The following is a 19,435-nucleotide window of genomic DNA, read 5'->3' on the forward strand; positions in this document are numbered from 1 at the left end:
CGCCATCATGGGCACGGATGAATAACCATATTTTTCCAATTCCCATTTTGCTAGGTCTCCTCCATTCTGGAGCTGTTCCCGCTGATTTTTTAAACCAACTGCCCCCACCATGCCCATTACGCCTGACCAATACGAAAAGCTCGGTTCTTTTTACCTCGGCCGAGAATACGACCTCGAAGCCAAAGCGATCAAAGATGACCTCGTCCTTTATGATTCAAAGGATCTCGTCACGCATGGTGTGGTGCTGGGCATGACAGGAAGTGGCAAGACGGGGCTCTGCCTCGCTTTGCTCGAAGAAGCCGCGATCGATGGTGTGCCGCTCATCGCGATCGACCCGAAGGGTGATCTCGGCAATGCGCTACTTACTTTTCCCAATCTCGATGCGAAGGAGTTCCGCCCCTGGATCAATGAGGACGAAGCACGTCGTAAGTGGCAGTCGCCAGATGAGTTCGCGGCATCTCAGGCTGCGACATGGCAGAAAGGCCTGGGTGAGTGGGGACAAAGCGCGGATCGCATCAAAAAACTGCGCGAGACGGTGGATATGGCCATCTACACGCCTGGGAGCAATGCGGGGCTGCCGGTTTCGATCCTCAGCTCGCTGAATTGCCCGCCGGTGGAGGTCATGGATGATGCGGAGGCGCTGGCAGATCGTATCGAGAGCACGGTTTCATCCATGCTCGGCCTGATGGACATCGAAGCGGACCCGGTGCAGTCGCCAGAGCACATTCTCCTGAGCAATATCGTCGCGCATTGCTGGAAGAAGGGACAAAACCTCTCCCTGGAAAATCTGGTGCGCCACATCCAGCAGCCACCGATCCGTAAAGTCGGCGTGGTGGATCTCGATAGCTTCATGCCAGAGGCTAAGCGCACGCCGCTGGCGATGAAGCTCAATAATCTGCTCGCAAGCCCAGGCTTTAGCACTTGGTTGGAGGGTGAGCCGCTGGACATCCAGCGCATGTATTACACGAAGGAGGGCAAGCCCCGCGTGACCATCTTTTGCATCGCTCACCTCAGCGATACAGAGCGCATGTTCTTTGTCTCGCTGCTGCTGAATCAGCTCCTCGGCTGGATGCGCACGCAGCAGGGCACCACCTCGCTCCGCGCCATTTTCTACATGGATGAGATCTATGGCTACCTGCCGCCCACGGCCATGCCGCCATCGAAAAAGCCGATGATGATCCTGCTCAAGCAGGCCCGTGCTTTCGGTCTCGGTATCTTGTTAGCGACGCAAAACCCCGCTGACCTCGATTACAAGGCGCTGGCCAATATCGGCACTTGGTGGCTCGGTCGCCTCCAGACGGAGCGTGATAAGATGCGTGTGCTCGATGGTCTGGAAGGTGCCGCGAACACCGCTGGAGGCAAATTTGACCGCCAGCTCATGGAGCGGACACTCGCCGGTCTGGGCAATCGTGTCTTCCTGATGAACAATGTGCATGAGGATCATCCGGTGGTCTTCAATGTGCGCTGGATTCTCAGCTACCTCGGTGGCCCGCTCTCCCGTGGGCAGATCAAGGCGCTGATGGACCCGATCCGCCCCGCTAAGGAAGAAAAAGCCGCTGCGGAGGACGACGGATTTGCCCCACCTGGAGCAAGTAGCTCGGGTGCAGATCGCAACACCACACGTCCGAAGCTACCGGAGGACACTACGGAGCTTTTCCAGCCCAGCGATGAAGATGGCGAGCGCATCACCTACGTGCCCTGCATGGTGCGCAGCGCGACGATCCTGTTTGACGACGCAAAACGCAAAATCAGCGGCAAGAGCATCGTCACACTGGTGAACCAAATCGATGTCGAGAAGCAAAAAGTGCTGTGGGACAAGTTCGTGGACATCCCCAAGGATGATGACCTTTCCAAATACGACTCTGAGCCCAAGGAAAATGCCGCCTATGCCGATCTGCCAGGTCCGGCGATGAAATCCAGCACCTACACGAGCATCAAAAAGGATTTCACGGACTGGGTCTATACCAATCACTCGCTGGAGGTTTATTACAGCCCACTTCTGGAAGCCTACTCAAACCCCGGCGAGAAACAGGACGAGTTCAAAGCCCGCGTGACGCAAACAGCCCGTGAGCAACGTGATGCCGCCATCGAGGAACTGCGGACCAAAACTGCCAAGACCACCAAATCACTCGAAGACAAGGCCATCAAAGTGAATGCGAAAGTGGAAGAGCAAAAGGCCCAGGCCAGTAGCGCGACGATGAGCACGATGGTGAGCGTGGGCGGCAGCATCCTGGGGGCACTCTTTGGGCGTAAAAGCGGCCTCGGAGCGGCCGCGAGCCTCATCAAAGGCACGACAGTGAGCAGCGCTGGCCGCGTGATGAAGGAGCGCCGCGAAGCCGCCGCCGCCGAAAGCGAGCTTGAGGCCCTCCAGGCCGAATTAGCCGAATTGGAGAAGCAACTGGCCGACGAAACACAAAAAATCCGCGATAAGTATGATCCCGCCACTTTGGCCCTCGAAACGACCAAACTCACTCCGGTGAAGAAAAACATCCAAGTGACAGCGACTGGGATATTATGGCAGGCGAAGGCGTAAAAAGTGTTGCGCCCATTTTTCCAGTCCCCATAATTTTCCTCAGCCATGCCTGTTCCAACCAAAGCTTCAAAAACGACCGCAAAGCCTAGCGTGCGTCTTTTGAAGCCCAAGCCCTCTCGCGTGCGCTCATGGCAGTGGCCTCTTTTGCTTGAGATTGATCGTGGTTTTTCAGCCATGTGGTGGAAGAACTACCGCTCACTCGTTGCCAAAAGAGAAGCCGAAACGATCGCGCCAGATGAGCTGCGAGAGCTCACCGCATTAACGGATACGCTAGAGGAGATGAATACCCGACGCGTGGCCTGCTTTGCCAGTGCAAGTCGTAGCTTGGGCATTTCGCTGGACGAACTGATGACAGGGATGCGCCTGAACCCTAAACCTGTCTGACCGTGCCGTCGGTAAGAATGCTGCGAGAGCAAGTTCTGGAGCTTGCGGGCGGAGTTTGTGAGTACTGTCGCTCGCCGGAGTGCTATTCGGCGACTCAGTTTTCCATCGAGCATATTCTACCGCTGTCTCGTGGCGGTGTGACCGAACTCGGCAATTTGGCTTTTGCCTGCCAAGGATGCAACAATCACAAATACACGGCTGTGAGGGCAATAGACGCGGTTACAGGGACTGAGGTTGATTTGTATCATCCGCGCCAACAGGCATGGCAGGATCATTTTGCATGGTCGTCGGATCGAACTGAGATCAAAGGCACTTCCGCGGCGGGTAGAGCGACTGTAGCGAAGTTGAAGTTAAATAGGCCCAATCTAGTTCGACTGAGAAAACTGCTACTTCGAGCAAAACTCTTCCCGAATTGATTATTCACCCATGAAAAGCCTTCCCATCGAGCTCCTGGTCTTGTCATCGTTGCTGATTGCTGCTTGCGACCAATCGGGTAAATCCTCCGGCAGTGGGGAGAATGTCCCTCTTCCTCCCGGAGGACTCGCGGAGGCATCTCGCTGTGGTGACCCGCATCGGATTTTGATCTCCAGTGCTCGGAAGCTGCCTCCGCCGCCGCTGCGCGATGGGATCGGCTCTTCGAGCCTGAAGATCACGACAAAGAGCGGTGAGGCCCAGGCGTATTTTGATAATGGGCTGAATCTGCTGCACGCGTTTTGGGAGTTTGAGGCGTATCGCTCTTTTTTGAGGGCGACGCAGCTCGATCCAGATTGTGCTATGGCTTACTGGGGCATCGTGATGTGCATGCCGGGCTCGAATCCTGAATTCCTCATCGAGCGCACGCATGCGCTGGAGCGTGCGGTAGCACTGAAGCCAGGCCTTTCTGCGAAGGAGCAGGCTTACATCGCTGCGCTGCAAGTGCTCGTCTCTGACGGAACGCAGGTTTTTGCGCGGAGGATGGAGGCCATCTGGAAATCTGATCCGACTGATGCAGATGCAGGAGGTATGGCGGCGTATCATCTCAAGGATGGCTACTCGATGGATGGAAAGCGTGGCAGTGGGCAAGAGGAAGCGGTGCGTCTGATCGAAGAGGTGCTGGAAAAGCACCCGAATCACGCTGGGGCACTGCATTATGGCATCCATGTCTATGAGCTAGGGCCGGAGGTGGAGCGTGCGCTGCCGCTGTGCGAGCGTCTTCTGCGGGTAGCACCACGGGCGGCACACCTGGTCCACATGCCGGGGCATATTTATTTTTACACCGGGGAGTATGAGCGTGCGATCCAGCAGTTCCGCGCGGCGGATGCGGTGGATCGAGCGTACTTGGAGAAGGAAGGCATCGAGGCAGCGGAGAATGAAAACTTCACGCATAACATGCACTACCTCGCGCTGGCTTATGCGGAGGCTGGGAGACTGCGTGAGGCTCTGCTGCATGCAGAAGAGCTCAAGCGGGTGAAAATCGCCTCTGCACGCCTACGCTCGGAGTCGAGCAGCGTGGTGGCATATGAGGGGCGCTCCATCGCGGGGCGGCTGCTCATCCGTGCGGGGCAGTATTCGCGTGCGGCAGAGGTGCTGTCCCGTGAGGCCCTGGATCTGGCTCCGTCACCAGTGAGGTATTTCATCGATGGACTGACGAGCGTGGCGCGGGGGATGGATGCAGCGGCGCAGCAGAAGCGTGATGAGGTAACTATCGCGCTGGGAGAGCTGGCACGCTTCACCAGCCTCCTCAATGATAGCGCGTCACGCATCACCGCGAGCGAGGAGCAGCTCTACGCGATGCGTGCCACGCGGATGCTAGACCTCTTTGCCCGTGTGCTGCGAGCCCACGCGGCATCGAGCACGGCTACTGGGCGCATTTTCATCCAGGGTGTGCCAGAGGCGGAGTCAGGTGGCGCACGCATGGACCCGCCTCTACTGCCTCTTTCCTCGTATGAGTTGGTCGGTGATTATTTTTTGACGCGTGGCGATGCGGCAGCGGCAAAGGAGGCCTTTCAAAAAGCACTCAAGGAGCGACCGCGCAGTGGCTACGTGCTGCTGGGGCTGGCCCGGGCGGAGAAACTGGCAGGAAATCTCGATGCAACTGCGGCTGCCTACCGCGAGGTGATGAAAGCATGGCCGCAGGGCGACTCCAATCTCCCAGGTATGAGCGAGGCACAGCAAAACGCGGCACCTTGAGGCCGATGATTCGTGCTTGGGCATTCGGAAATCTTGCTGCATCATCCTGATCATGCTGACGGCGGCCCTCATTCTATGCCTTTTGCTTTCCTTCGTGCTTTCGGGCTCGGAGAGCGCGGTGCTGGCCGTCAGTCGCGTGCGTGTGCGGCATGCGGCGGAAAAGGGCGATCCCAGAGCCCAGAAACTGCTGCCACTGCTGGATGACCGTGACTCACTGCTGGGCTGCATCACCGTGGCGAATCATCTGGCGAATCTGGGGGCCTTTCTGCTGGTGGCGCTGCCGCTGATCCGGCATGCGAGCTTTGTGAAGGCGGCTCTGATCTTTCTCATCGCGCTGCCGTTTTTCCTCCTGCTGCTGGAGCTGATGCCGAAGAAGCTCTTTCGCCGCTACCCCTTCCGCTCGCTGCGGGCTGTGGCCACGCTGTTGCAGGCAGTGGGCCTAGCGAGACCACTTTTCCGCATGTTTGCCACCACGAACCGGATCACCCAAACGGATGACGGTGCTGGCAGTCGCAGACGAGAGGATTTGAAGACACTCTCCGAGTCACTCGCCGCGGATAATCAGCTCTCTAGCTCTGCCACTCGCCTAATCGGCAGTGTGATGGACTTTCACCGCCGTAGCACAGGTGATCTGATGCTGCCGCTGGACCGTAGTGCGGCACTCAGGGCTGATCAGCCGCTGCACGCTGCGCTGCAAATAGCACGCTCACAAAAATCCGCACTCCTACCAGTGCTCGATGAGCATGGCCACTTCATCGGAGTGCTAGATACAGCGACACTGCCGTCCTCACTGCCGGCAGATCGCCTCGTGCGGCAGCACATGCGCACACTCATCAGTGTGCCTGCTCGCTCCCCTGCCCTTCACACGCTGCAGCGCCTGCGCAAGCAGGGCCGCCGCCTCGCACTCGTCACGGGCGAGGATGAGCTGCCCGTGGGCCTCATCACAGATGATCGCCTGCTGGCTCCACTGATGCAGTAAGCAGTTATTTACGCCGTCAGCGCAGCCACAGCGGCATCGAGCGTAGCGGCGTCTTTGATGCTGATGACTTGGGCGGATTTGTCGATTTTACCCAGGAGTCCGGCCAGTGTCGCATCGGGGCCGCATTCGATGAAACGTGTGTGACCTGCGGCAATGAGGCTCTGCATGCACTCCACCCAGCGGACACTGCCCGTGACTTGGCGAGTGAGCGTCTCGCGGATGTCCTCGGCAGAGCTGACGGCGCGGGCGGCGAAATTACTCACCACGGTGCAGCGTGGCGTTTGCAGTGCCGTAGCGGCCAAAACTGCTGCCAGTTGATCCTGCGCAGTCTGCATGAGGCGGCTGTGATAAGCACCTGCGACGGGCAGCGGGATGGCACGCTTGATGCCTTTATCCTTCGCTTTGGCAGCGGCGGACTCGATGCCAGCGACGCTGCCACTGAGCACGATCTGGCCTGGGGCATTTAGATTGGCCACATCGACATCACATTCTGCGGCCAGCTCACGGATCGCGGCCTCCTCACCACCGATCATGGCCACCATCGCGCCCTGAGTGGCGGCGCAGGCCTGCTCCATGAAGCTACCACGCTGAAAAACCAGCTTCAGCCCCGTGGCGAAGTCAAAGGTGCCTGCTGCTGCATGCGCGGTGAATTCCCCGAGCGAAAGCCCTGCCGTAGCGCTGATCTCGAGCTGGGGCAGCTTCGATTTCAGCACCTCCAAGATAGCGAGTCCATGCGCATAGAGGGCAGGTTGGCAGCGGCTAGTCTTCGTGAGCTCCTCCATCGGCCCCTCGAACATCACATTCGTCAGGGAAAAGCCCAATGCGGCGTCCACCTGCTCCAGCAGGCTACGGGCGGCGGGGTGTGCCTCAGCGAGATCTTTGCCCATGCCGACTTTTTGAGCGCCTTGGCCGGAGAAGAGGAGAACAGCTTTCATGAAAGGAGTGTGGGATGAATTTGGAGCGGGAAAAAAGGAGAGATAGTGACGCAGGAAATGCGCATTCCTGAGGTGGCGAGAGAATGCTAGCGGGCAAGGAGCAATCCACCGCAGCACCACGAGTGCGGTGCTGATTTGGAGCTTCCGGCGTTGCACGGAGCGCGAGGCGGGTCGAAAGGCGGCGCGGCGCATGCGCTTTCTAAACCCGAGCTTCCTCCACCTTGCCTGGCTGGCGATCATTCCGCTGGCGCTGTGGCTTTTCCGGCGGGCGGCACGGCGGCTACCCGTGTCCACGCTGCTGTTTTTCAAATCATTGGCCCGTGAGCACCAGGAGTCCGCATGGCTGCGCCAGATCAAAAAATGGCTCTCGCTCGCTCTCACCCTTTTGGCACTGATTTTGGCCGTACTGGCCCTCGCTCGGCCCTCCGGTGATCTAGCGGCTGGGAGCACGCAGGCCGTCGTTTTGGTCGCAGACCGCTCTGCGTCCATGTCCGCACGAGATGCAGCCGCGGTGAGCCGTATGGAGGCTGCAAAGACCGCACTGCGCTCCGTCGTGCGCTCCTTGCCAGATCAGGCGGTGCTCACACTCATCGCCTACGATGCGCGGCCAGAGGTACTGCTCTCCCGCAGTCGGAATCGGCGTGAGTGCCTGCGCCTCATCGACACACTGGATGCTGTGCCGATCGAAGGAGATGCCGCCGCTGCGCTGGAGGCGGCTCATCGGCTCGCCGAGCTCGATGCAGGTGCAAAAATCTGGCTCGCGAGTGATGCGCTGCCGGCAGATGGCAGCAAGGTGTCGTTCCTCGATTGCGCCTTGCCAGAGGTGCTCAATGCAGGCCTCACCGGCTTTCAAATCCGGCCTGGCCCACTCAGTGGCGGTCAGCTTGAGCTCTTTGCCAGCATCAGCGCCTCCGCTGCGAATCGCGCCACCGTGACCAGCACGCTCGAGATGACACTGGCTGGCCGACTGGCCCAGTTGCGCGAGGTGGAGCTAGCCCCTGGAGCCTCCATTTCGCTCATTTTGCCGCTGGAGGCCATGCGTGGCCAGCAGGTGGAGCTACGACTGCGCACTCCAGGTGACTGCATGAGCTGGGATGATGCCGCAGCAGCCCCATTGCCGCGTCCGCATGCGATTCAGGCCGCGTGGTTCGCACAGGATGCAGATCCATTTACAGAACTGGCCCTCGCATCGCTGGTGGAGTCACGCCGGGTCGAGATGACTCGCTACGAGCCCGCAGCCTGGCCCCCGAAGGAAAAGCCTGATGTGTATATCTTTGAGCACTGGCTACCGGGCAAAGACTGGCCCACGGACCGGCCCGTCATCGTGCTCGATCCTCGTCAAAGCAGTGGCCCGCTCACGGTGCGGCAGCTTCCAGGCAATGGCGTGCCGCATGATGGTGTGCGAGCCGTGCAGGCGGAGCATCCTGTGCTCTACCGGGTGGCGAGTGGTCGTGTGGCGGTGACTCGGTCCGTCGAGCTCACGCTCCCATCCTCACTTGAGACGCTGTGGATGGCGGGGAATGATCCCGTACTAGCTGCCGGTGAGCATGCGGGGCAGCGCCTCGTCGTTACCGGATTCTCCCCTGCGCGGTCAGAGCAGCTCGCGCTGCTGCCAGCGCTGCCACTGGTGCTGGGAAATGCCCTTTTCTGGTGTGCAGAGCCCTCCACCGCCATGCAGGAGCTACGCCCACGCCACACGGGGGAGCTCATCGCTGCGGATGGACTGGTGAGCTGGCAAGCCTGGGATGGCAGCACCTTCATCCGCACCAGTGAGCAGAGTAGCGGCAGCCTGCTACCACTGCGCCGGATAGGCGTGTGGGAGAGCTCCGATGGCCGCAGTGGGGCCAGCATCCTCGCCAGCGCTGCGGAGACAAATTTACGCGCCGCCGCATCCTCGCCAACCAGCTCACCGGCACTATCACGCTCGCTGCTATCCACGAATGCCTTTGGCACCTGGTCGCGGCGTTTGATCTGGATGTTACTGGCGCTCCTGTTGCTAGAGAGCTTCCTCTTTCACCGCAAAGCCGTGTATTGAGCCACTAGCCTGCATTTCTCACATTCTGGGTAAAAACCACCTCAGTCTGTATTCGTGTCCGCTTCGTCGGAGTGCTCAGTGCTTAGTGGTCAGTTAATTTCCTCCTGGTGATTACCACTGAGCACTTCGTTTCTGAAATTGTGTGAGAAATCCAGACTAGGTAGCACGCGGGCATGAAAAAAGCCTCCGTCCGCGTGGGAGGAGGCTTCATTCAAAAACGAACGACAGATCGAATTAAGCGCCGACGGCTTCGATGGCGGGAGCAGCCTCTTCGGCAGACTTCGGCATCGTGAAGCGGAAACGGATCTTGCCACGCTTGGCGGTAGCACGGGCCTTACGGCGGTAACGCTCTTTGGGGGTCTCGTGAGCACGCAGGCGGCGCACTTCCTCGAGGACGCCTTCCATCTCGAGTTTCGTCTTGAGACGTTTGAGGGCGCGGTCAACAGGTTCGCCTTTGCGGATTTGGACTTCAGTCATGGTATCAGGTTGTTGGGGAGGGGGGAAAGGGGCGCGGAGAATAGGGGCATGTCGCCGGGCGTCAAGCCGTCATTTGGCTGTCTCCGGTTGAGCTTCGTGCAGAGTGGTTGCCTTACTAGGATTCGAACCTAGAATAACAGATTCAGAATCTGCTGTGTTACCATTACACCATAAGGCAGTCGGGGGAACGAAGGGGCGCGAGTCTATCGTCTCCTGCCGGTCTTTCAAGTGATGTGAAGGACTTTTTCACATCTCCATGCTTTTTTCAGGGCGGAAGCCCGCTTGACGCCTGTGGCGGTTGCGGGCCTCTTGGAGGCCACATGCGCCTGTTTTGCCTCTTTTTTGCCCAACTTGCCGTTTTTGCCCCGGCGGCCACTTTTGACCTCTTGATCGAAAATGCCCGCATCGCAGACGGCACTGGCGCTGCGCTCCAAACGGGCTCCATCGCCATCAAAGACGGAAAAATCGCCGCCATCGGAAAGCTGGACGGCGCGGAGGCGGCTCAAAAAATCGACGCAGGTGGTCTCGTCGCCGCACCGGGCTTCATCGACGTGCATACGCACTCCGAGGACATCTGCGAAAACCCTGTGGCAGAGAATTTCCTGCGCATGGGCGTCACCACCATCATCACCGGGAATTGTGGCTCCTCCCGCACGGATGTGGGCCGCTTTTTCACGGAGATCGAGGCCGCACGGCCCGCGCTGAATGTCGCCACACTCATCGGTCATGGCAGCGTGCGCCGCGATGGGATGGGCGGCAGCTTCATCCGCGCCCCAGACGCCGCCCAGCTCGCCGCGATGGAAAAAAACGTCGATCAGGCCATGCAGGAGGGGGCCTTGGGCCTGAGCACCGGCCTCATCTACGTGCCGGGCTCCTTTGCCAAGACGGAGGAGATCACCGCTCTGGCCAAAATCGTCGCACGCTATGACGGCATCTACGTCAGCCACATGCGCTATGAGACGGTGAAGATCTTTGAGGCCGTGGAGGAGCTGCTGCGCATCGCCCGCGACTCTGGCTGCCGTGCGGAGCTTTCACACATCAAACTAGCGGGCCCCAGCGCCTGGGGAAAGGCGCAGGAGGTGCTCCGCGTGCTGGATCAAGCCCGTGCGGTGGGGCTCAAGATCACGCACGATCAATACGCCTACACCGCCAGCAGCACCAGCCTGCGCCAGACCATCCCAGATGCCGCCCTGGAGGGCACGCGGGAGGATTTCCTCAAGCGCCTAGCTGATCCAGCTGAAAAGGCCAAAATCCTCAGTGGCATGGCCGAGATGCGGCAGCGTCAGGGCCGCCAAGACTATGCTTATGCCGTGATCGCCCGATTCGCCGCAGATGCATCGCTGAACGGCAAAAACATCCCTCAAGCCGCCAAGCTCCTACGCGGTGCAGACACGCTCGATGACCAGATCGAGACCATCCTCGACCTGGAGGCCCGTGGAGGAGCCAGCGCCATCTTTCATGGCATGAATGAGGACGATTTGCGCACCTTCATGCGCCATCCACTGACCATGACAGCCAGTGATGGTGGACCACGCCGCCTGGGCGAAGACATGCCGCACCCACGTAGCTACGGGAACAATGCTCGCGTGCTGGCCCGCTACGTGCGTGAGGAAAAACTGCTCACACTGGAGGATGCCGTGCGCCGCATGACCAGCCTGCCCGCAGAGACCTTTCACCTCACAGGGCGTGGCATTTTACGGCCAGGAGCAGCGGCGGATGTGGTCATCTTTGACCCCGCTGGTGTGAATGATCCCTCCACCTTCGCTGATCCGCATCACTACGCAGAGGGCTTCACCCATGTCCTCGTGAATGGTGTGCCTGTGATCGAGAAAAACCGCCTCACCACCGCTCGCCCAGGCCAGATCGTGCGTAGGCAGGGCCACAAGTGATCAGCTCACACGGCCACACACCGCGCAGTCGGGCCGCCGTGGCAGCTTCACGCGGCGGAACTGCATCGTGGCGAGATCCATGGAGAGCATTTCACCCGCCAGTAGGCTGCCGATGCCCGTGATCCGCTTGATCACCTCCATTGCGCCGATGCAGGCCGCTGTGCCAGACACTGCGCCGAAGACGGGGAACTGCCGCTTCCATGTGGGAGGCACCTCTGGGACATAGCAGGCGAGGCAGCCCGTCTCTTCAGGAATAAAAGTGGTCACGCTGGCCTGCATCGTGTGCATGGCGCATTCCACCAGCGGCTTCCCAGCACGAAAAGCCGCTGCATTGAGTGCTAGTCGCTCCTGAAACAGCGGTGCGGCATCGACGACGATGTCGGCCTGCGCCACGAGGCCGTCTGCATTGCTTTCATGGACGTTTTCTTCGATGCCGATGATCTCACAGCGTGGATTCAGCTCACGCAGCCGCCGGGTGATGGACTCCATGCGTGGTTGGCCGATGTGATCATGCGTTTGCAGCAGTTGGCGGTTCAGATCGGATGCCTTGAGCTTTCCACCATGCGCTAGGATGAGTCGGCCCACGCCAGCGGCGGCCAGCTCCAGCGCCACTAGCCCGCCTAGACCACCCACACGCGAGATGAGCACACTGGCAGACTTCAGCTTTGACTGACCGGCCTCGCCCACACCAGGCACCCACATCTGCCATTCGTAGATGGCACGTTCCTCAGCGGTCAGTTCGGCATTCATGATGAAAAAGAGGCCATTTTCAGCCGCCAGCGGTGATTTGCACCACTTCGATCACATCCCCTTCATTCACGATCGCGGTCTCTAGCTCGCGAGGAAGCAGTGCGGCGTGATTTTGCTCCACTACGACGGGTTTGCCGCCGAGCCCGAGGGACTCCAACAGGCCGCGCAGAGGCTGCGGGCCATCGAGAACGCGATTTTCGCCATTGAGGGTGATTTTCATGCGGGTGGTCGATTTTGGCCCGCCACTGACCGAGTGCAACCATTCCCTCCACTGGCCCAAAAAGCAGCGGGAACGTCCCGAAGGACGTTCCCGCTGAAAAAGGTGCTCAAATGTGGAGATTACTTGCCGCTGGAGCCTGCGCCAGGGCCGCCACTCGCCATGCTGTAACTATCGGACATGGGGGAGGAGGGAGGATTCGCACCCTTCCAGCCGGCACCGGGCAGATTGTATTTGGAGGGATACTGCTCATTCACGCTGCCGACCATCCAGGGCTTCGTTTCAGCGAAGAAGTAGCTACCGAAGCGGGACTCCTTACGCTTGCGACGGATTTCATTGATGTCGCCGTTTTCTTCATAGGCACCGCCGTTGGAACCGTAGAGTCCACTGCCATCATCCGCAGCGCCGCCATAGGGAGCGAAAGAATCGGCTCCTGTGACGGAACGTCCGCTGGAGGTGGTATTCGGAGAAAGTTGTGAGCAGGAGCTAAGAATGGCCGCGAGGGCGATCGAAAGGATCAATTTCATAGGAGGCTGCGATTCTGGCGGGAAGTGAGCCCTTTTGTCAAAGTTATTTTCCCTCATTTCGTCATCCATCTGCCTACTCAGGCATGAAAGATGCCCAGAATCACCTCGTTTCCGCACGCCAGCTTCCCCAAAGCCTGAATCTGCACATGAAAAGTCCCCTCTTCGGTCTCCTCGCCACGCTCCTCACTTCCAGCCTCTGCCTCGCCGCACCTGATCTCGCCGCCACAGCCGCGAAGATCGACGAACTCGTCAATGCAAAGCTCGCCAAGGAAAAAATCACGGCCAACAAGCCCGCCAGCGATGAGGTCTTTGTCCGCCGTGTCTATCTGGACATCGCAGGCCGCATCCCCAGCCTGGCAGAAACCACGACTTTCCTGAAAAGCACGGATCAAGACAAGCGCTCAAAGCTCATCGACGAGCTCCTCGCTGATGACGGCTATGTGCAGAATTTCACCAACTACTGGGCCGACATCCTGCGCATGAAGTCCAATATGATCGGCGGTGGCCAGAGCCTCCCCGCCTTTTACTCCTACTCACGCTGGCTGAAGGACAGCCTCCGAGAAAACAAGCCTTACGACCAAATGGTCCGCGAGCTCGTCGCTGCCGATGGCAAGACCTACGAGAACGGCGCAGTCGGCTTCTACATCCGCGACTACAACATGCCGCTCGATAACATGGCTGTCACCACGCAGATCTTCCTCGGCACCAGCATGGTCTGCGCCCAGTGTCATAATCATCCCTTCGATAAATGGACCCAGATGGACTACTACCAGATGGCAGCCCACACCTACGGCATGAGCGGCACCAACGGGCTCACCAATCCCCTGCTCATCCAGGCCATGTATGGCACGGGCATCGCCAAAAACGCCAAAGCGAAGAAAGCCAAAGGCTACGGCTCCCCGCTTGCCAAATTTGACCTCCCCGAAGGCGTCGAGCGCAAAGACATCGGCCGTGCCATGAGCGAAATCCTACGCCCTCTGCGCTACAACACCGTCCTCGACGACTCGCACCGCAAAGCGCTGCGCCTCCCCCACGATTATCAATACCCTGACGCCAAGCCCAAGTCCCAGATCGCCCCCGTCATCCCTGCAGCATTCTCCAAAGACGGCAACATCGTCAAAGACGGCAAAAAACCTGTCGAAGCCTACGTCGGCTGGATGACCAGCAAAGAAAACCCACGCTTCACCACCGTCATCGCCAACCGCCTTTGGAAAAAACTCATGGGCCAGGGCATCATCGAACCCGTGGACGAGATCACCGACAGCACCGTCCCCAGCAACCCACAGCTCATGACCTTCCTCGAAGAGACGATGAAGGCCTCCAACTACGACATGAAGGCCTTTCTCCGCGCCATCCTGAACTCCCAGGCCTATCAGCGTGAGGCCTACTCCAAAGATGTGGAGCTCGGTGAGGTCTATCACTTCCCCGGTCCCCTGCTCCGCCGCATGAGTGCCGAGCAGATCTGGGACAGCATGGTCACGCTCTACAAGCCGAACGCCGACCAGCCCAGCATCGAAAACAAAGTCGAGGCCGAAATCACCCTTCGCCGCGTCGAGTGGCTCGACCGCGCTCTCAATTCCCTCAGCCCCGAGCAGCTCCGCGCATGCAGCGTGAAAGTCGCTCTCAAACAAAAAGACCTCGCCGCTGAAGTCCGCGCTGCCCAGGAGTCCCTCGATGCAGCCTCCAAATCCAAAGACGAAGACGCCATCCGTGAAGCCCGCGCCAGCATCAAAGGCCAGCGCAAGCGCCTCGATGACGCCGTGGACGCCATCGTCTATGACGCCGGCTTCAAGCGCTTCGCCGAGCTGGCCAAAGAAGGCAAACTCGACGAGTTCACCCGCGACGAAGACTTCGCCAAAGAAGTCGCCACCGCCATCAAGGCCAAAAAAGACGGCGAAGAACTCAGCCTGGAAGAAGCCCTCAGCATCCTCGCCCGCCAGCGCCGCGCCAAGCTCACCGAACTCGCCAAATCGCGCCTCAAAGCAGACGCCGAGCGCTTTGAGGTCCGCGATGAAAAAGACCGCGCCAGCCTCCGCGCCTGGGAAACCTTCCGCGATTCCTACATGGTCCGCGCCTGCGACATGCGCAGCCCCGCCCCCAATGGCCACTTCCTCCGCGAATTCGGCCAGAGCGACCGCGAACTCGTCGAAAACTCCAACGACGAAGCCAGCGTCGGCCAAGCACTCATGCTCCTCAACGGCAAGACCTTCTCCAACCTCATGAACCGCTACACCGTCATCTCCCGCGCCCTTGACCGTGCAAAGAAAGAAGGCGGAGAAGCCGTCATCGACACCGTCTATCTCAGCCTCCTCAGCCGCCGCGCCACCGCCGAAGAAAAAGCTCTCCTCAAGCCCATCGCTGACAACGCAGACGCTACTGACCGCGGCGATGTCCTCTGGACCGTGCTGAACACCCGCCAGTTCTTCTTCATTCAATAACAGCCCTTCCGAAAGGAGAGCCGCAGCATCGGAAAAACCCGATTTTTGCGCTCCTCCCCTGTGAGGCGGCGAAACTCGGCACGTTCCTTCCGCATGACGATCCGTATCCTAGCCGTCGCCGCACTGCTCACCACCAGTGCCCATGCTGCCGCGATCCGTGCATCGAATGATCCCGTCAAAGACGAGCGCCCCATCACCGCAGCAGATCGGGACCATTGGGCTTGGAAAAAGCTGGCCGCATCCGACAAGCCGCACAGGCTCGATGCCTTGACCCATCCAGGAGCCCCCGTACGTGATGAAGCCCTCATCCGGCGCATCACCTTTGACCTCATCGGCCTACCACCGACTCCAGAGGAAATCAGCACCTTCAAAGCAGAGCGCACACGCGAACCAGAGGCTGCCATACACGGGCTCATTCAGCGCCTGCTCTCCAGCCCACGTTACGGCGAGCACTGGGCGCAGTGGTGGCTGGACCTCGCTCGTTATGCAGAGACAGATGGCTTCGAGCACGACAAAGACCGCCCCCATGCCTGGAAATACCGCGACTGGGTGATCGCTGCTCTGAACCGCGACATGCCGCTGGATGAATTCGTGCGCATGCAGATCGCAGGCGATTTACTCGGTGATGAAACCGCCACCGGATTCCTGTTTGCCGGGCCAGACATGCCAGACATCAATAATCAAGACCTGCGCCGTCACACCGTGCTCAATGACATCACCGCCACCGTCGGCACCGTCTGCCTAGGCCTGACCATCGGCTGTGCACAGTGTCATGATCATCCATACGATCCACTCAGTCAGGCCGACTTTTACCGACTGCGGGCCTTCTTTGACGACACCGTGCTCACCCAGCGTGACAAGCAGCTCGGCCCTAGCGTGCGCCCCTTTGCCAAAGGAGTGCCCGCCAGTGTCGTCTTCGTGCGTGGAGACCACACACGGCCAGGTCCACGCATCCAGCCCGGTCTGCCACGCCTCATGAATGGTGCCGCGCAGGACCGCGCAGCCCTAGCTCAAGCCCTTACCAGCTCAGAAAATGCACTTTTCCTGCGGACGATGGCCAATCGCCTCTGGCAGCAGCATTTCGGCACCCCGCTGTCCGCCAATCCGGGCGATCTCGGCCACCAAGGCACCGCGCCGGAGAATCCGGCCCTGCTCGACTGGCTCGCCGCAGAGATTCCGCGTCAAAACTGGAGCCTCAAAAAGCTGCACACGCTCATCCTACTTTCACGCACCTATCAGCAGGCCTCCTTGCCACCACGCCGCCTCACAGGTGAGATGCTGCGAGATACACTCCTGAGCATCAGCGGTGATTTGAATCTGCATACCGGCGGCGAAAGCGTGCATCTGCCGCTCCCCGCAGCAATCAGCTCCACCCTGCTAAAAAAACACGCCGAAAAGCCCTCGGAGCCCGCACAGCTCAACCGCCGCAGCATCTACACCTTTGCCCGGCGCAATGCCCGGCACCCGGTCCTAGATCTCTTTGATCGCCCAGATGCACTGGCCCCTTGCAGCCGCCGAAACGAGTCCACCACCGCTCCGCAGGCCCTTTTGATGCTCAATTCCGACCTCAGCGTGCAAACCGCGCAAAAACTCGCCGCAGGTCTCAAAGCCGATTTCGGCTCCGAAATGCCCCAAATCGTCCACGCAGCCATTTTGCGCTGCTTTGGCCGCGAGCCACGCAAAGCCGACTTCGACGCCGCGACAGGCTTTTTCGCCAAACAGGCCGATTTCAGCCTCGCGTTAGAAGATTACTGCCTCGCCCTACTCAACGCGAATGAGTTCATCTTTGTGGACTGAGCGGGACAGACCTCAGCCTGCCTTAAAAGCAGCGTTGTACTCCGCTTCCAGCTTCTGAAAGCGACTTTGAAGCTCCTCCATACTCAATCCATCCAGCTCTTCATCCAGACTCACAGGGCGCTTCATCAACTGCTCCAGCATTTGGATACGCCCCGCCCACTTCCCCTCCTGACGGCCTTCCACACGGCCTTCTTGACGACCTTCCTGGCGACCTTCTTGACGGAGACGGGTGGCGATGGACATGATGTTTTCTTGGAGGTTAGGGTTCGAGTCGAGTGTATGGGCGATACTTTCGAGGTCAAGGCTGCTGTCGATGTGCAGTGCATAGAGATAGCAGAGCAAAACCAACGGCACTGGGAAGTCCCAGCCCAGTCGTGCCAGCTCTTGCGGTGCCCAGTGGAGAAACTCCAACAGCTTCTTCTCCCGAGCCAGCTTCATGAGTTGCAAAACCATCCGCAGCCGGGGTTCTGGCTCCTCAGTGGCTGGTGAAAAGCGGGTCAGGTCGAGCAGAGCATGGCGAAAATCTGGTAGGAACGGACGCATGATCTCGGCCAACTCTGGCGGCATACGAAACAAGTCGCTAAACTGCGTGGAGACGGTCCACGTGTCCGGCCCCTGATGAAGCACAAAGGGGAGCACAAGTGGCAATGGCAACCCGTGCTGCTCTTCGTGCCGAACCAGAATTTCCGTCATGCTCACCAGAACTCGCAACGGCATAATCTGATCCACCGATGTCTGGTGCTCAAATAGCAGATAGAGCAACAGGCTGCTCCCATTGATATGAGTGGAAAAGAGCAGGTCAGAATGTGTCTGCCGAAGGCTTTTTCGGACAAAGGAGCCCGGCTCCAGTCGCAGTGTGCTCCAGTCCACTTGGGCGACCAACGCGGCTGGCAAATGCGCCTGAAAAAAAGCCGCAGCCAGTCCTGGCTCAGAGAAGGCTTTCTTGAAATAGCCGTCATGCGGCTGCGCTGTGAGGTCGAGGTCGTTCATGATAAAACCCTATGATCTTCCCAGAAACCCAAGTTCCACTCCGAACTAGACCGCGAGCGTCTTGTAAAGAGCGGCGGTTTTCCGGGCGATGGATTTCCAACTGAAGTGATCAATGGCACGCTGGCGGCCTGCGAGGGCCATGGCGCGGCGTTTGGGCTCGTCACGCATGAGTGTATTGATGCCGGCGGCGAGGTCTTGGGCGTACTTCTCAGGATGCAGCGCTTCAAAGGGGCTCTCGGTTTGTTGTTCGAGCGGGATGAGGAGGCCCGTTTCGCCGTGGACGACGACTTCTTTGATGCCACCGACGGCACTGGCCACTACCGCTGTCTCGCAGGCCATCGCTTCGAGATTGATGATGCCAAAGGGCTCGTAAATCGACGGACAGCAGAAAACATCGGCATGCGAGTACATGGCGATTTTTTCCGGCACGGGCAGCATGGCCTGAATCCACACGATGCCGGGCCTTTTGGCACTCACAGCGGCCACGGCGGCTTCCATCTCGGCTTTGATCTCAGGTGTGTCGGGAGCTCCAGCGCAGAGAACGACTTGGAACTCGGGATCGAGATGCTCGATGGCCCGTACGAGGTGGATGATGCCTTTTTGCCGTGTGATTCGGCCCACAAAGAGCACGTAGGGCTTCGCAGGATCGACGCCATGCTTTTGCAGCACATCAGGGGCCTCCACGCGATGGTATTCGTCGAGGTCGATGCCGTTGTGGATGACGTGGATCTTTTGAGGATCGAGCTCAAAGAGCCGGAGCAGATCGACCTTGGTCTCCTCACTCACGGCGATGACGGCATCGGCCATTTTGAGCGCCGTGGCCTCCAGCCAGACGGTAAAGTCATAGCCACCACCGAGCTGCTCGCGCTTCCAGGGCCGCAGTGGCTCCAGAGAATGCACGGTGAGCACCATGGGCACGCCGTAGTTCAGTTTGGCCAAAATGCCGCCGAAGTGCGCATACCAGGTGTGCAGATGCACCAGCGAGGCGTCGATGTTCTTGGTGTTAAAATCGAGGCAGCGCTGCAAAGCGCCAAAAACCGACTTCAAGTGCGCGGGTGACGTCCAATCCGCCGCATCGAGCTGCGTGCCCATCACGCGTAGATTGGGCTGCGTGTCGTCCTGGTCGCCAAAACAGCGCACCTCCACCTCCATGAGCTTCGCCAGCTCTTTGGAGAGGTATTCCACATGCACGCCAGCTCCGCCGTAGATGTAGGGCGGGTATTCATTGGTCAAAAAGAGAGCTTTCATCGAGATGAGCACGCAGCCTGTGGCGAGCACAGGCGCTTTGCCAATGAGGAATCACTTCGTGACCGCA

General features: G+C 59.3%; 16 protein-coding genes and 1 tRNA gene. 9 read left to right on the forward strand and 8 right to left on the reverse strand.

Going from position 1 to position 19,435, the window contains the following annotated elements; genetic code table 11:
• Window positions 1-109: 109 nt before the first annotated feature.
• From IPK32_02040 to IPK32_02060, 5 genes are read left to right on the forward strand one after another with little or no spacing between them, the layout of a single operon-like run.
• Window positions 110-2,533, forward strand: a complete 2,424-nt coding sequence (locus tag IPK32_02040; GenBank protein MBK8090796.1) for an ATP-binding protein — start codon at window positions 110-112, stop codon at window positions 2,531-2,533.
• A 45-nt stretch (window positions 2,534-2,578) separates the two neighbouring features.
• Window positions 2,579-2,917, forward strand: coding sequence for a hypothetical protein (locus IPK32_02045; GenBank protein ID MBK8090797.1), 339 nt, complete (start codon window positions 2,579-2,581; stop codon window positions 2,915-2,917).
• 17 nt (window positions 2,918-2,934) lie between these two features.
• Window positions 2,935-3,333 carry an HNH endonuclease gene (locus IPK32_02050; GenBank protein MBK8090798.1) on the forward strand — a complete coding sequence of 133 codons (399 nt, stop codon included), beginning with the start codon at window positions 2,935-2,937 and terminating at the stop codon, window positions 3,331-3,333.
• A gap of 10 nt (window positions 3,334-3,343) precedes the next feature.
• Window positions 3,344-5,086 carry a tetratricopeptide repeat protein gene (locus IPK32_02055; GenBank protein MBK8090799.1) on the forward strand — a complete coding sequence of 581 codons (1,743 nt, stop codon included), beginning with the start codon at window positions 3,344-3,346 and terminating at the stop codon, window positions 5,084-5,086.
• Window positions 5,087-5,138: 52 nt separating this feature from the next.
• Window positions 5,139-6,065 (forward strand): DUF21 domain-containing protein, encoded by a 927-nt coding sequence (locus IPK32_02060; GenBank protein ID MBK8090800.1) that lies wholly within the window; start codon window positions 5,139-5,141, stop codon window positions 6,063-6,065.
• A gap of 8 nt (window positions 6,066-6,073) precedes the next feature.
• Here the strand turns inward: IPK32_02060 and fabD are convergent, their stop codons facing one another.
• Window positions 6,074-7,000, reverse strand: coding sequence for an ACP S-malonyltransferase (gene fabD / locus IPK32_02065; GenBank protein MBK8090801.1), 927 nt, complete (start codon window positions 6,998-7,000; stop codon window positions 6,074-6,076).
• 190 nt (window positions 7,001-7,190) lie between these two features.
• Here fabD and IPK32_02070 point away from each other — a divergent pair, with 190 nt between their 5' ends.
• Window positions 7,191-9,035 carry a VWA domain-containing protein gene (locus tag IPK32_02070; protein MBK8090802.1) on the forward strand — a complete coding sequence of 615 codons (1,845 nt, stop codon included), beginning with the start codon at window positions 7,191-7,193 and terminating at the stop codon, window positions 9,033-9,035.
• Window positions 9,036-9,269: 234 nt separating this feature from the next.
• On the opposite strand, the gene rpsU is transcribed toward IPK32_02070, so the two are convergent.
• Both rpsU and IPK32_02080 read right to left on the reverse strand, forming a co-directional pair.
• Window positions 9,270-9,512: a 30S ribosomal protein S21 gene (gene rpsU / locus IPK32_02075; protein ID MBK8090803.1), complete on the reverse strand. Its 243-nt coding sequence runs from the start codon at window positions 9,510-9,512 to the stop codon at window positions 9,270-9,272.
• A 104-nt stretch (window positions 9,513-9,616) separates the two neighbouring features.
• A tRNA-Gln gene (locus IPK32_02080) sits at window positions 9,617-9,690 on the reverse strand.
• Window positions 9,691-9,832: 142 nt separating this feature from the next.
• On the opposite strand from IPK32_02080, the gene IPK32_02085 reads away from it, so the two are divergent.
• Complete coding sequence (locus IPK32_02085) at window positions 9,833-11,401, forward strand: D-aminoacylase (protein MBK8090804.1); 1,569 nt, start codon at window positions 9,833-9,835, stop codon at window positions 11,399-11,401.
• Here IPK32_02085 and IPK32_02090 read toward each other — a convergent pair whose 3' ends face one another.
• The 3 genes from IPK32_02090 to IPK32_02100 form a co-directional block, all read right to left on the reverse strand.
• Window positions 11,402-12,151, reverse strand: a complete 750-nt coding sequence (locus IPK32_02090) for a HesA/MoeB/ThiF family protein (protein ID MBK8090805.1) — start codon at window positions 12,149-12,151, stop codon at window positions 11,402-11,404.
• Window positions 12,152-12,170: 19 nt separating this feature from the next.
• A complete protein-coding gene (thiS, locus tag IPK32_02095) occupies window positions 12,171-12,371 on the reverse strand; it encodes a sulfur carrier protein ThiS (GenBank protein ID MBK8090806.1) in 201 nt (66 codons plus the stop codon).
• 119 nt (window positions 12,372-12,490) lie between these two features.
• Entirely contained in the window at window positions 12,491-12,895 is a 405-nt protein-coding gene (locus tag IPK32_02100; protein MBK8090807.1) for a hypothetical protein, read from the reverse strand.
• Between the two features lie 146 nt (window positions 12,896-13,041).
• Between IPK32_02100 and IPK32_02105 the strand changes: the two genes are divergently transcribed.
• A complete protein-coding gene (locus IPK32_02105) occupies window positions 13,042-15,333 on the forward strand; it encodes a DUF1549 domain-containing protein (protein MBK8090808.1) in 2,292 nt (763 codons plus the stop codon).
• Window positions 15,334-15,426: 93 nt separating this feature from the next.
• Window positions 15,427-17,130, forward strand: coding sequence for a DUF1549 domain-containing protein (locus tag IPK32_02110; protein ID MBK8090809.1), 1,704 nt, complete (start codon window positions 15,427-15,429; stop codon window positions 17,128-17,130).
• Between the two features lie 12 nt (window positions 17,131-17,142).
• On the opposite strand, the gene IPK32_02115 is transcribed toward IPK32_02110, so the two are convergent.
• Window positions 17,143-18,120: an Rpn family recombination-promoting nuclease/putative transposase gene (locus IPK32_02115; GenBank protein ID MBK8090810.1), complete on the reverse strand. Its 978-nt coding sequence runs from the start codon at window positions 18,118-18,120 to the stop codon at window positions 17,143-17,145.
• Window positions 18,121-18,165: 45 nt separating this feature from the next.
• Window positions 18,166-19,368, reverse strand: a complete 1,203-nt coding sequence (glgA, locus tag IPK32_02120; GenBank protein MBK8090811.1) for a glycogen synthase — start codon at window positions 19,366-19,368, stop codon at window positions 18,166-18,168.
• Window positions 19,369-19,435: the final 67 nt, after the last annotated feature.

Source organism: Verrucomicrobiaceae bacterium (assembly GCA_016713035.1).
In the GTDB taxonomy this organism is placed as follows: Bacteria; Verrucomicrobiota; Verrucomicrobiia; order Verrucomicrobiales; family Verrucomicrobiaceae; genus Prosthecobacter.